Source organism: Sediminicola sp. 1XM1-17 (genome assembly GCF_037203765.1).
Classification (GTDB): domain Bacteria; phylum Bacteroidota; class Bacteroidia; order Flavobacteriales; family Flavobacteriaceae; genus Sediminicola.
In genome coordinates, this window is the sequence record NZ_JBBCAS010000003.1 from 318826 (window position 1) to 332348 (window position 13523).

Genomic DNA, 13523 nt, shown 5'->3' on the forward strand with positions numbered 1-13523 from the left:
ATTACCCAAAATCACCTAGGTGGCCATATCCATTAACGTTTTGTAAACGATGTGGGTGGGTAGTCCAACCACATTGGCATAGGAGCCTTCAATTTTTTCTATCCCAATAAGTCCTATCCATTCCTGTATTCCATAGCCCCCCGCCTTATCAAAGGGTCTGTAGTTTTCTATGTAGTACCAAATTTCATCATCCGAGAGTGGTTTGAATTTCACTTTGGTGCTGTGGTGCTCCGTTTTTTGCGTTGTGGTCGTAGTGAAACTGACAGAGGTGATCACCTCGTGCCAATCGTTGGAAAGGGTCTTGATCATCTTGTAGGCCTCTTGTGCATCCTCAGGTTTTGCCAAGGAAATAGCATTGTGCCATACCACGGTATCAGAGGTGATCAAAATTTCATTTTCTTTTAGCTCGTTTTTCAAGGGAGAGGCTTTTAATGCCGCCAAGTAGTCTGAAATTTCCGATCCCTTCAAATGACCGGGGTATACCTCTTCTACAGGCTTCAGCCGTATCTCAAAATCCAATCCCAGTTCCTTGAAAAACTGTTGACGTCTTGGAGAGCCGGAAGCCAAAATGATTTTGAAATTAATTAATTGTTCTTTCAACATAAAGGCTAATCGTTTCTGGCGCTAAAGTTCCCTTCCCAATCACCGCGCACTTTTAATACCTGCTCTATAACGTCCCTGACACAACCATGTCCACCATTGATGTGTGAAATATACTTACAGACCTCCTTTACCTCAGGCACCGCATCTTGTGGGCATGTGGGTAATCCCACCATTTGCATGACGGGAACATCGGGAAGGTCATCGCCCATGTATAGGATCTGCTCCGCTTTAATTCCATAAACATCCATATATTCCTTTAATGGGTCCTCTTTGTAATGGGCCCCCAGGTAAATATCTGTGACCCCAAGACCTCTAAAGCGGCTTCTGACCCCTTCATTGGTACCTCCAGAAATGATGCATACATTATATCCTTTTTGTATGGCGGTTTTGAGGGCAAAACCATCCTTAATGCTCATTTTTCGTAACATTTCCCCAGTGGTGGTGATGGTTACGGTACCATCTGTGAATACCCCATCTACATCAAATACAAAGGTGTTGATATCTTTGAGGTATTCCTTATAACTCTTGCTCATAATCTTTCTTTATTGAATTGCTAAGTAAGGAATAAATTTCCTTTTGGGTTTTGTTTTTGAGTAGGCCCAGGTGATTTTCAATAGTCGTAATATCTCCTCTTTTGGCCGGGCCAGTTTGTGCCTCATGTGGATTTAGGGTATTTATTTTATCCGCGGTTTCGGTAATAAGAGGCTGTAATAATTCAAAAGGAATATGCTGTTCAGTACAAAGATCGTTTCCAATCTTGTAGAGGTGGTTGGTGAAATTATTGACAAATACGGCTGCCAGATGTATCGTTTTCCTTTGCTCTGATGTAATATGGAACACCTGGTCAGAAATCAAATGGGCCAAATGGTCCAATAGCAGATAATCTTTTTGTAACGTGGCTTCCAAACAGATCGGAATTTTCCTGAAATCAACTTTTTTTCCTTTGGTAAAGGACTGTAAGGGATAAAATACGCCTCTTCTTTCTATGGCCAACATGGAGTCCATAGGGTAACTTCCCGAGGTATGAACGACCACTCCTTTATTGTTGGCCAATCTCCCGGATACCTCTCCGATGGCATCGTCACTGACAGCGATAAGGTATATGTCCGCTTCTTTGATCTGTTGAAAACCAGTGGTTACCTCCGTGAATTTTGAGAATTCCAAAAGCTGTTTCTGGCTTCGGCCCACTACCTGAAGTATCTTTACTTGGTCTACTGCCAAAAAGGCATCGAACAAATGTTTGGCCACATTGCCGGTGCCGAGTATTACAATTGAAATCATGCTCAAAAATACAAATTAATGCAGTGTTGGCTTGGGAAATAATTAACAAACTTGTTTAACTTTTTAAATGTGGCATTGACCGCTAAAATCATAAAAAGACCGTATTTTTGCGTCCTGAAATAAAACTTTTATCCTAGCGATGACAGAACTGCTCAAAAAGATATTCTTTTCCACACGTTTAATGGCCATTCTTTTTATCCTATTTGCTACAGCTATGGCGTTTGGCACCTTCATTGAAAGCTGGTACAGTACGGAAACAGCAAGAATTTGGATTTACAATGCTACTTGGTTCGAAGCCATTATGGTTTTTTTTGTAATCAACTTCATCGGAAATATCTTTCGATACAAACTTCTGAGAAAGGAAAAATGGCCAGTGCTGATGCTGCATCTGTCATGGATATTGATCATCATAGGAGCTTTTGTGACCAGATATATCAGTTATGAGGGAATGATGCCCATAAGGGAAGGAAATTCAGAAAATGTATTTTATTCCGATAAAACCTATTTGACCGCCTTCGTGGATGGGGATATTAATGGGCAATTGCAAAGACGCCGCTTCGAGGATGATTTGATCGTAACGCCGGAGGCAATGAAGTCGAGCCTACCCTGGAATTTTGATTTTAACGGGCAGGACTTCTCCATTTCATATGCTGGTTTTATAAAGGGTGCCGAAGAAGGACTGATACCTGACGAGAATGGGAAGCAATATTTGAAAATTGTTGAGGCCGGAGACGGTGATAGGCACGATCACTTTTTGGAAAGTGGGGAGATAACCAGTATCCACAATGTGCTTTTTGCCTTGAACAAGGAGACGGAAGGTGCAATCAATATTATGACCACGGACAGTACATACCTGATCAAATCCCCTTTTGAGGGTGATTTTATGAGGATGGCGGATCAGTTCCAGGGCCAGTTGATCAAGGATAGTGTTCAAACATTGCAATTGCGGTCGCTCTATAATACCGCGGGGATGCAGTTTGTGATCCCAGAGCCATTGATCAGGGGATCATACGGCGTTGTAGCCCTTCCGGAAAATGAAATAACCAAAAACTCCCAAGATGCGCTGATCTTGGATATTACTTCCAATGGGCAAACAGTTCAAAAAAAGCTATTGGGCGGTAAGGGCGCTTCCAATTTTTCAGAAAAATTTAATGTTGGGGGATTGGACTTCTCACTTTCCTACGGTTCCAAAATCAATGAATTGCCCTTTCATATTAAGTTGAATGATTTTATAGCCGAAAAGTATCCTGGTACGGAAAAGGGCTATGCCTCTTTCATGAGCAAGGTGACCGTGGAGGATGAGCGTCCGTTTGATTATGATATTTTCATGAACCACGTATTGGACCACAAGGGGTATCGATTTTTCCAATCCAGTTTTCACCCAGATGAAAAGGGGACAGTTTTGTCCGTAAACCATGATGTTTGGGGTACGTGGATCACCTATATAGGATATTTTTTATTGTACATCGGATTATTGGGCATTATGCTTTTTGGTAAAACCCGTTTTAAGGATCTTGCCCAGTCCTTGGATAAATTGAAGGCCAAGAAGAAGACTATGGCCATGCTGGCCCTATTCGCTTTTACGTTACCGGGTTTAGCTCAGGAAGCCGATGATCATGACCATACGGCCATTCCCAAAGCGGTAAATGTGGATTCTATGTTACAGGCCACGGCGGTTTCCGCGGACCATGCCGAAAAGTTTGGGGAGCTGGTCATACAGGATGATGGTGGGCGAATGAAACCCATCAATACCTTTGCTGCGGAATTATTGCGAAAACTAAGTTTCAAGAACAATTTTAAGGACCTTAATCCAGATCAGGTATTCCTATCGATGATGGCAAACCCATCGCTTTGGTACAATGCAGAATTTATAGCGTTGGACAAAAAAGGTCAGAACGATAGTATCCGTAATATTATCGGGATCCCTGAAGGGCAGAAATATGTAAAGGCAACCGACTTTTTTGATGCCAAGGGGCAGTATAAATTAGCACCCTACTTGGAAAAGGCCTATGCGACCAATTCGCCCAATAAATTTGAGCAGGATTTTAAGGATGTGGATCTTCGATTGGGCTTGTTGAACCGGGCATTGAGCGGAGAAATCATTAAAATATTTCCTTTGCTCAACGACGAGAACAATAAATGGATCTCTACCATTGAATACCGTTCAGGAAATTTCCAGATCCAAGATTCCCTCTACGCCAACTTTGTAAAAAATGCCATCCCCTATTATCTGATGTCTCTGGATAAAGCTAGGGAAACAGGTGATTATTCGGAAGCTGAAAAATTATTGGCCGCTTTCAAGAAAAACCAGCAAAACCACGGTAGTGAGATATTGCCTTCCGAAAACAAGATAAAGGCAGAGGTACTCTACAATAAATTGGACATATTCAACCAATTGTATAAGTATTATGCCCTAGTCGGGGTTTTGATGTTTTTCTTTTTGATCTTTCAAATATTCAAGGATCGTTCTATTTGGAGGGTGGGGATCTATTTCTTCAAAGGAACCATAATACTTTTGTTCCTATGGCATACAGCAGGATTGATTTTCCGCTGGTACATCTCTGGTCACGCTCCTTGGAGTGATGCCTATGAAAGTATCCTCTATGTAGGGTGGGCCACCATGGGTATTGGTCTGGCCTTTGGAAGAAAGAGTGACATGACCATAGCATCAACAGCATTTGTGGCATCTATGCTCTTGTGGATTGCCCACCAGAGCTGGGTAGACCCTTCTATAGCAAATCTCCAGCCTGTGTTGGATAGTTATTGGTTAATGATCCACGTGGCCGTTATTGTGGGCAGTTATGGCCCCTTGACCGTAGGGATGATCCTAGGGGTGGTTTCATTGATCCTGATTACCCTCACCACCAAGAAGAACAAAAAACGGATGGAGATCAACCTTAAGGAGCTGACCATTATCAATGAGCTGGCCCTTACATTGGGACTGATCATGTTGACCATTGGAAATTTCTTGGGCGGACAATGGGCCAATGAAAGTTGGGGCCGCTATTGGGGCTGGGACCCAAAAGAAACTTGGGCCTTGATTTCTATCATGGTCTATGCCTTTGTAATCCACGGTAGATTAGTACCGGGATTGAGAAGCAAATGGACCTTTAACTTTATGAGCGTCATTGCATTTGCCAGTATTATGATGACCTATTTTGGGGTAAACTTTTACTTGGTGGGATTACACAGTTATGCCAGTGGCGATCAGGTGATAACCCCTACCTTTATTTGGTATACCGTGGCAGCGGTCTTTGCTCTTGGAGCTATTAGTTTTTGGAGGTACCGCGTAAATTATGCCAAAAATTAAGAATAGAAACTATTCATTTTGTAAATTTAGGTTTCAATAAAGGTGTTTTCGGACACCTTTTTAATGTGATAACAAATACGATACAATGGACAACAATAAAAAAGGTCTCAATACCATTTGCACCCATTTTGGGGAAATCCAGGATGAGCAGTTCAAAGGGGCTGTATCCCCTCTATTTATGAGTACCTCCTATGCTTTTGAGGATGTAGATGTAAAGCGCTATCCCAGATATTTCAATACCCCGAACCAAGTAGCCCTTTCCAAGAAGATTGCGGCATTGGAACATGCAGAGGCAGCCATGATATTTGGTAGCGGAATGGCGGCAATCAGTACGGCTCTGATGGCCTTTTTAAAAGCTGGGGACCATATTGTTTTACAAAATACCCTCTATGGTGGGACTTATAATCTGGTAACGGAGGAATTTCACAAGTTTGGGATAGAATACTCTTTTACTTCTGGACTGGAACCTGAAGATTTCGAGGAGCAGATCAAGGAGAATACAAAAGTAATTTACATTGAGACCCCATCCAATCCATTGCTGACCATTACGGATCTTACGGCTGTGGCCCAAATTGCCAAAAAACACGGTTTGGTATCCATGATCGATAATACCTTTGCCAGTCCCGTGAATCAGAATCCTATTGATTTTGGAATTGATATAGTCCTACACAGTGCCACCAAATATATGGGCGGGCATTCGGATATATTGGCAGGGGCGGTTGCCTCTTCCCAAGAGCATATGGAACGTATTTTCCATTTGGCCAAGAACTTTGGCGGCAGTTTAAGTGATTACACCGTATGGTTGTTGGAGCGAAGCATAAAGACCATGGGCATACGTGTCAGGGCTCAAAATGAAAACGCCATGAGTATGGCCAAATACCTAAAAGGTCACAGGGATATACACGCTGTTTATTACCCGGGATTGGAGTCGCACCCAGGACATGAGTTGGCAAAGGCCCAAATGAAAGGGTTTGGGGGTATGTTATCCTTTGAATTGGATAAAAGCTTGAATTCCTCCATGTTTCAGAAATCATTGCGATTGATTAAATCCTCCATGAGTTTGGCAGGAGTGGAAAGTACTGTTTTGTCCCCTACTTTAACCTCTCACTCCCTCTTAAGTGCTGAGGAGCGCGAAAAACAGGGAATAGCAGACGGATTGATCCGCTTTTCTGTGGGAATTGAAGAAACAGAGGATCTTATTGCCGACATAGAACAGGCCTTGGAAGCGGTAAAAGCAAAAGCAAAGACATTGCAAAACAACGAAGTATAATTTAAAAATTAGAATCTTTGAAACTTGATATTTTAGTATTTGGGGCTCATCCAGATGATGCCGAATTGGGGGCAGGGGCAACCATAGCAAAGGAGGTAGCCAATGGTAAAAAAGTGGGGATCATAGATTTGACAAGAGGGGAGTTGGGAACAAGGGGCACCGCCGAAATCCGCGATAAGGAAGCCGCGGCGGCCGCAAAAATTCTGGGGGTTTCCGTAAGGGAAAACTTGGAATTTGCCGATGGCTTTTTTGTGAACGATAGAAAACATCAGATGGCCATTATCCAGGTTTTAAGAAAGTACAGGCCAGATATTGTACTTTGCAATGCCATTGAGGACCGCCATATAGATCATGCCAAAGGCAGTAGCTTGGTAAGTGACGCCTGTTTCTTGAGCGGATTGGTGAAAATTGACACCAAACTGGAGGGTATTGAGCAGTGGCAGGAGGCGTGGCGACCCAAACACGTATACCACTATATTCAGTGGAAAAATATAAAGCCCGATTTTGTGGTGGATGTGACTGGATATATCGACAAAAAGACAGAGGCTATTTTAGCCTATAGTTCCCAATTTTTCGATCCAAAGAGCAATGAACCCGAAACCCCTATCAGCAGTAAAAATTTCATTGATAGTGTAAACTATAGGGCTAGAGACCTAGGCAGGTTGGTGGGTACGGAATATGCCGAGGGATTTACAGCCGAAAGGCATGTCGCCGTACAACGTTTGGATCATTTGATCTAACCTACATTTTTGTAGCTTTTTTGCGATTTTGGTAAGGTAAAGTAGAAGCATGTGCCATTTCTCAAAGCACTTTCTACCCAGATTTTTCCGTTATTTTTTTCTACCATTTCCTTACATAGGGAAAGACCAAGACCGGTTCCTTTTTCATTATTGGTGCCATAGGTGGTATGGTTGGAATTGGGTTGGAAGAGTTTGTCCTGCGTTACCAAGTCCATTCCTATACCAGAGTCCCTCACCGATACCTCCCAGTGGTTATTTTGTTCTACAGCATCAATGGTGACCATTCCATTTTCCGGTGTAAACTTCAGGGCGTTGCTAATAAGGTTCCTTATAACAATGTCTATTTGGTTGACATCGGACCAGATCATCGTATTGTCAGAAATCTTATTGATCAATCTGATGGATTTATTCTCAGCAATTTCCGATAATAATTTAATGTTGTCCGATACCAGTTCTTCCAGAGCAAAGGCGCTTGCCTTGGTGACAGCTCCCTTCATCTGGGTCTGCCCCCATGAAAGTAGGTTGTTCAGGGTAAATGATATATGGTCAACGTCATCGCGAAGTTTGGGGATGAAATCCATGAATTCCGATTGTTGTATTTCACCGGCCTTCAGCATTCTCAAAAGCTCTTGAAGAGCGCCAATGGGACCTCTTAGATCATGCCCAATTATGGAGAATAATTTATCCTTTGTTTGGTTGATCTCATTGAGCTCTATTTCCCGTTTTACCAGGTCACTTTTTTGGTTCTGAAGTTTTTTGTTCAGTTTTTTCTGGATTTTCTGATTTCTATGGACCAATAAGGTAATGATGATAAAGATCAAGATGACCACAATGGCAGCATAAACATAATAAGTCTGCTGGGCCAATGCCTGTTTATTTTTGAGGATAAGTTCCTCTTGCTCCTTATCATGATCTATTTTGGTCTTTAACATGGCAAGTCCACGTTTGTTCTCATCTCTCGATAAGGTATCCGATACCTGTTGATAGATTTCATGGTACCTTAAAGCTTCACTGAACTTGTTTTTGCTTTTATTGATCTTGTACAGGGTCATGGCACATTTTTGAATGCCTTCCGGAAAGTGGATCTTTTTAGAGATTTCCAAGGATTCTTCTGCGTATTTTTCAGATAGAGCAATGTCACCAAGACCATAATAGGCTTCTGCCATACCGTTTAAAAGGTCTATTTTACCACGGTCATCACTTATTCTCTTGTGCAAAAGGTTGCATTGATTGTACCAATGAAGTGCCCATTTGTAATTTTTCTGTCTTAGATAGGTTTTTCCTTTTAATTCGTAAGAGTACGCCAACCAATCCAAAATCTGATGTTTTTCAAAAATAGCAATACTGGCATTGACATTGAACATGGCATATTCAAAATTCCGCATGTCCGCATAAATGGAAGCCAAGTTGCTCATCGATTTTGCAGAATCTATCTCATTACCTTTTTCGTTGTTCAGCTGTTTTCCTTTTTCATAAAAAATGATCGCTTGTTCATAGTCTTTTTGGGAGGCATATAAATTACCCATATTTCCCAATAATTTGGAATATAAGAGGGTGTTTCCAACTTCTTCTGCCAATTCCGTTCCTTCCAGAAAAAGGTCTAGAGCCTTGGAATAGTCCCCAGCATAGTAATACTCTGTGGCAAATAAATTTAGGATGCGCAGTTTTAGATTGGGATCATTGATCTCATCAGCAATGGCAACAGCCTCTTTGTAATGGGATATCGCCCTGTCCGTTTCACCTTTATTGGAATGGTAGGAGCCCATATTCATTAGGGACAGACTTTCTCCTTTTTTATATCGGGCTTCTCTACTAAATTTTAAAGCCTGCCTGGTAAGTAGCACAAGACTGTCTGAGGGGTCAAAAGTTAATTCCCAACCTAGTTCGTTTAACGTGTTTATATAGGTCGTGTCCGAAGTGGAAAAATCCTTTTTAGCCTGTATGCTGTGAAGTACCTGGGTTAAACTATCCTTTACCTTATGCTGGGCAACCACATGGCCCATGGCACTATAGAGTAGTACCATGCATAGGATAACCTTTTTGGTAATTTTATTGTGGCTAATAGAAAATGGTCTTATAAAGGACATTTAAAACTTTAATTTTATATGGCTAAAACTAACATCTTAACGCATGAATTTCTAATTTATGTTGTGAAGAGTCAAAAAATGTGTGTTTTAATCGTGAAAAATGGCATTTCACCGATATTAAGTACCAAACTATGGGCCAAAAGGTCCTAGGACAAATGACCCCAAACCCTTAATTAATAAGGAAAATTCCTACTTATTTCAAAAATTCATTCGTTTATTTTCCATGATCACTTATTTATCTTTCAATAAAGACTTATTAGTACATGTGCCCAGGTGTAAAATGACCCATTCAGTAATGTACCTCTCTCTCAGAAGTTTAAAATATAAATGGATGAAATTGATGGTGTGGGGGTATTAAAAATTAAAAAAATGGAATATTTTATTTTGAAAGAAGGTTTTAAAAAATTACATTTGCATCCGCTTACAAATGGTGGTTGTAGCTCAGCTGGTTAGAGCATCGGTTTGTGGTACCGAGGGTCGCCGGTTCGAACCCGGTCTTCCACCCAAATTACAAGCCTCATCTTCATTGATGGGGCTTTTTTTGTGCCTTGGGTTTTCTTGAACATGTAATCCAAAAAGTACCCGTACCAATAAAAAAAAAGCCCCAATTAGGATTAATTGGGGCCTTCTTGGTTTTAAGACTATATTATTTTATCGCTTTGTCCACCACAATTCGGTTTTCACGGTTTGCAAGTTCCCAAGCGGTATAAAAAACCAATCTCGACCTGTTTTCCAATAGGTCGTAATTAATTTTATCAGGGGTATCCCCGGGCCTGTGGTAATCATCGTGGGTACCGTTGAAGTAAAAAATAATCGGGATATTGTTTTTGGCAAAATTGTAATGATCGCTTCTGTAGTAAAAACGGTTAGGATCGTTTTCATCATTAAAGGTATAATCAAATTCCATATTTGAGTACTTTTTATTGACGGCCTCAGATATATCGTGCAATTCTGTACTTAATTTATCCGAACCAATAAGGTATACATAATTTCTGTCCCCTTTTCTATTTGGGTCTATCCTCCCGATCATATCAATATTAAGGTTGGCCACAGTTTGGGCCAACGGAAATATGGGATCAACATCGGTATAGTACATAGATCCCAATAATCCTTTTTCCTCTCCAGTAACGTGAAGAAAAACTACGGATCTCTTTGGACCGTGGCCTTCATCTGCTGCCTTCTTAAAGGCTTGGGCTATTTCCAATAGACCAACGGTTCCTGATCCATCATCATCCGCACCATTGTTGATGTCTCCATTTTTGCTCACCCCAATATGATCCAAATGGGAAGAGAGGACAATGTACTCCTCTGGTTTTTCGGAACCTTTGATATAGGCTGCCACATTTTCAGAGCTTACCTCAATATTGGAACTCTCTACCGATAGGGAGATAGTAATGGGCAGAATTTTTGGCGTATTATCCTTTTCTATGGCCGGCATCAACGTTTTGGCCAGGTCAACATTAATGAAAAAACTACTGAATTCTTCCTCATTGGAATCCTTTAGGCCCATTCTACCACTATCATTTTTTAACATATAGTCATAACGCGTCTTGAATCTTGAAAAATTGTCCGAATCAAAATAAAGAACTCCTTTTGCTCCCTTTTCCAAAGCCAATTCCATTCTTAGACCGATGGATTCTGACATGTTGCTCCAGACCGACTTCTCTTTGGTTCCAGAAAGAATGTAATTGCCATCTTCCATAGTTGGTTCCCCAGCTTTGATCAAAATCAATTTTCCTTTCACATCCAAATTGGAGTAATCCGAATAATTATCGGTTTCTATTCCAAATCCTGCATAGACCACCTCATTAAAAGTGCCCTTAGCCTCTGAAAAAGTCAGAAATTCCTCCCCAATAGGATATTCTTTTCCCTTAATGGTGATCGTACCGGTTGGCAGTTTACTCATTTGAAGGGGAACATTTTGAAAATAATCCCCATTGGCCTGAGCGGCAGGGATACCCATTTTTTGGTATTGTTGTCTGAGGTATTCAACCGCCTTCTTTTGTCCCGGTTGTCCTGTTTCCCTACCCTCAAACTCATCGGAGGCATAGGTATAAAGATGGTCCTTGAGCTCTGATTCTGTAATACTCAGGGCATACGTTGTTGGGCTAACCTCTTTGATAGCCGCTGGTGTAGGTTCGGAAACGGTCTTTTGCGCCGTGTTACATGCAAAAGCAAGTCCGATTGCTACAAATGCTAATTTTTTCATGTTTTTTTCAGTTGTTAATTAACTAGTCGTTCCAAAAATAGTGAAAAGATGGGGATTGCATATCCATCCTGAACCGTAATTATCCGGATTTCTTAATGTTTTGATAGTCCGATGGCGTAGTTCCTTTTAGGGCCTTGAATTTTCTATTGAAATTGGAGATCGATTTAAATCCTGAGGCATCGGATACTTCCGTAATGGACAGGTCTCTTTTGGTCAAGAGCAACTGACAGGCATGCTCTATTCTAAGTTCTATCAGGAACTGAAAGAAGGTTTTGTTTGTCCGTTGTTTGAAAAATCGGCAGAAGGCATTTGGTGTCAGATACGCTACGGATGATATGGTATGGAGGGAAATGTCATTTTGAAAATTATGGATCACATAATCAAAGATGGTCCGCATACGATGACCTTCATCCATGGAAATGGTCTTCGGATAGACGAATGTTGTTAACACCTTGGTTTTCGCCCCGCTTATTGTTTTGAGAAGTTTTAGAAAAAGAAGGAACCTACTGAACTTATCTGTACCGCACATCTTGTGCATTATTTTTGTAACCTTCTTTTTTTTGGACAATAGCTGAAAACCGGATTCTGCAGTGGGAAAGAACGGGGCTATTTCCTCCAGTTCTGGATTATCAAAGAACGATTCGCCAAACGTATACTTGTTAAAAAATAGGGATATCATTTTGCAGGGATTCCCGTGGAGGCCTGTATTTTGAAACAAATGCGGACAGTTACGGCCTATCACAAATATATCCCCTACCTCGAATTGATGGACACTATTGGCTACAATTAGTTTGCCCTGACCATGGACGACCAAGCTCAACTGTATTTCTTCATGCTGATGTAGTTTGTCATAAAAATGAACTGCTTCATCAATTTGTAGCACGAGGTTTTCGTGTATGGGTTTCGGAATTTTAAAAGGATATACTTTCATAGTTGTTCCCAAATATGCATATTTAGCACAATTATTTTATCTAATTTAGTCAATCAAGGTAAGATAGTCTTAGTTTAGGTTAATATCCTTCCAATGTTTAGCACAGGGTGAGCCTATTTTTGTAGGGCAACTTCAATTTAAAATATTATGAAAGTACTTTGGGAAGGGGTAATGCCCGCGGTAACCACAAAATTTAAAGCTGATGATTCCTTGGATTTGGACGCTTTTGCAATAAATATAAATGCGCAATTGGAGGCAGGTGTCAACGGTATCATACTTGGGGGTACCTTGGGGGAAGCAAGTACCCTTTCCGATGCGGAAAAAAAACTCCTCATTCAGGAAACGGTCCGATTGGTGAGGGATCGAGTGCCAGTGATCATCAATATTGCCGAGCAAACCACCAAAGGGGCAATCCTGGCGGCCAAAAATGCCCAGACATATGGTGCCAGTGGATTAATGATGTTGCCTCCCATGCGTTATAAGGCAAATGATTTTGAGACCATGACCTATTTCAAGGAGGTTGCCCATAGTACGGATCTTCCCATTATGGTTTACAATAATCCTATTGACTATAATATTGAGGTGACCTTGGATATGTTCGAGGAGTTGCTCAAAAACGAAAATATACAGGCGGTAAAGGAGTCCACCCGCGACATTTCCAACGTTACTCGGATTAAAAATAGGTTTGGGAATAGGCTTAAGATTTTATGTGGGGTAGATACATTGGCATTGGAGAGTATTCTAATGGGAGCCGACGGATGGGTGGCTGGACTGGTAGATGCTTTCCCCGCGGAGACCGTGGCCATTTATGAGTTGGCCAAAGCAGGTAGGATAAAGGAGGCCATAGATATATATAGGTGGTTTTTGCCGTTATTGGAGTTGGATATCAATCCGCAGTTGGTTCAAAATATTAAATTGGCAGAGGTGGCCACCGGTATAGGTACGGAACGGGTACGTGCACCGAGGTTGCCTTTGCAAGGTGCAGAAAGGGAGAGGGTATTGGGTATCATCCATGAAGGCTTGAGAACAAGACCGGTATTGTCTGATTATAAATCCCTTAGGAAAGAATCGATATAGAATTAAATAATCATC

General features: G+C 41.3%; 11 protein-coding genes and 1 tRNA gene. 6 read left to right on the plus strand and 6 right to left on the minus strand.

Going from position 1 to position 13523, the window contains the following annotated elements:
* Window positions 1–15: 15 nt before the first annotated feature.
* From WAA86_RS06715 to WAA86_RS06725, 3 genes are read right to left on the minus strand one after another with little or no spacing between them, the layout of a single operon-like run.
* The gene (locus WAA86_RS06715; protein ID WP_337300223.1) at window positions 16–603 is read right to left on the minus strand and encodes a Maf-like protein; all 588 of its coding nucleotides are present in this window, start codon (window positions 601–603) and stop codon (window positions 16–18) included.
* Between the two features lie 5 nt (window positions 604–608).
* The gene (locus WAA86_RS06720; protein WP_337300224.1) at window positions 609–1136 is read right to left on the minus strand and encodes a KdsC family phosphatase; all 528 of its coding nucleotides are present in this window, start codon (window positions 1134–1136) and stop codon (window positions 609–611) included.
* Window positions 1120–1884: a Rossmann-like and DUF2520 domain-containing protein gene (locus WAA86_RS06725; RefSeq protein WP_337300225.1), complete on the minus strand. Its 765-nt coding sequence runs from the start codon at window positions 1882–1884 to the stop codon at window positions 1120–1122. The genes WAA86_RS06720 and WAA86_RS06725 overlap by 17 nt, the downstream gene beginning before the upstream one ends.
* Before the next feature lie 139 nt (window positions 1885–2023).
* On the opposite strand from WAA86_RS06725, the gene ccsA reads away from it, so the two are divergent.
* The 3 genes from ccsA to bshB1 all read left to right on the plus strand — a co-directional run bounded on the left by ccsA (window position 2024) and on the right by bshB1 (window position 7204).
* Window positions 2024–5194 (plus strand): cytochrome c biogenesis protein CcsA, encoded by a 3171-nt coding sequence (gene ccsA, locus WAA86_RS06730; protein WP_337300226.1) that lies wholly within the window; start codon window positions 2024–2026, stop codon window positions 5192–5194.
* 85 nt (window positions 5195–5279) lie between these two features.
* Complete coding sequence (locus tag WAA86_RS06735; protein ID WP_337300227.1) at window positions 5280–6464, plus strand: trans-sulfuration enzyme family protein; 1185 nt, start codon at window positions 5280–5282, stop codon at window positions 6462–6464.
* A 17-nt stretch (window positions 6465–6481) separates the two neighbouring features.
* Window positions 6482–7204 (plus strand): bacillithiol biosynthesis deacetylase BshB1, encoded by a 723-nt coding sequence (gene bshB1 / locus WAA86_RS06740; protein ID WP_337300228.1) that lies wholly within the window; start codon window positions 6482–6484, stop codon window positions 7202–7204.
* On the opposite strand, the gene WAA86_RS06745 is transcribed toward bshB1, so the two are convergent.
* Window positions 7201–9228 (minus strand): tetratricopeptide repeat-containing sensor histidine kinase, encoded by a 2028-nt coding sequence (locus tag WAA86_RS06745; RefSeq protein WP_337300229.1) that lies wholly within the window; start codon window positions 9226–9228, stop codon window positions 7201–7203. The genes bshB1 and WAA86_RS06745 overlap by 4 nt on opposite strands.
* 390 nt (window positions 9229–9618) lie before the next feature.
* Between WAA86_RS06745 and WAA86_RS06750 the strand changes: the two genes are divergently transcribed.
* Together WAA86_RS06750 and WAA86_RS06755 are read left to right on the plus strand one after the other, a co-directional pair.
* A complete protein-coding gene (locus WAA86_RS06750) occupies window positions 9619–9744 on the plus strand; it encodes a hypothetical protein (RefSeq protein ID WP_337300230.1) in 126 nt (41 codons plus the stop codon).
* A tRNA-His gene (locus WAA86_RS06755) sits at window positions 9721–9796 on the plus strand. The genes WAA86_RS06750 and WAA86_RS06755 overlap by 24 nt, the downstream gene beginning before the upstream one ends.
* 141 nt (window positions 9797–9937) lie before the next feature.
* Here the strand turns inward: WAA86_RS06755 and WAA86_RS06760 are convergent.
* Together WAA86_RS06760 and WAA86_RS06765 are read right to left on the minus strand one after the other, a co-directional pair.
* Entirely contained in the window at window positions 9938–11500 is a 1563-nt protein-coding gene (locus WAA86_RS06760) for a M28 family peptidase (protein WP_337300231.1), read from the minus strand.
* A gap of 79 nt (window positions 11501–11579) precedes the next feature.
* Entirely contained in the window at window positions 11580–12431 is an 852-nt protein-coding gene (locus WAA86_RS06765; RefSeq protein ID WP_337300232.1) for an AraC family transcriptional regulator, read from the minus strand.
* A gap of 147 nt (window positions 12432–12578) precedes the next feature.
* On the opposite strand from WAA86_RS06765, the gene WAA86_RS06770 reads away from it, so the two are divergent.
* On the plus strand, window positions 12579–13508 hold the full coding sequence (locus WAA86_RS06770) for a dihydrodipicolinate synthase family protein (protein WP_337300233.1): 930 nt from the start codon (window positions 12579–12581) through the stop codon (window positions 13506–13508).
* Window positions 13509–13523 lie beyond the last annotated feature (15 nt).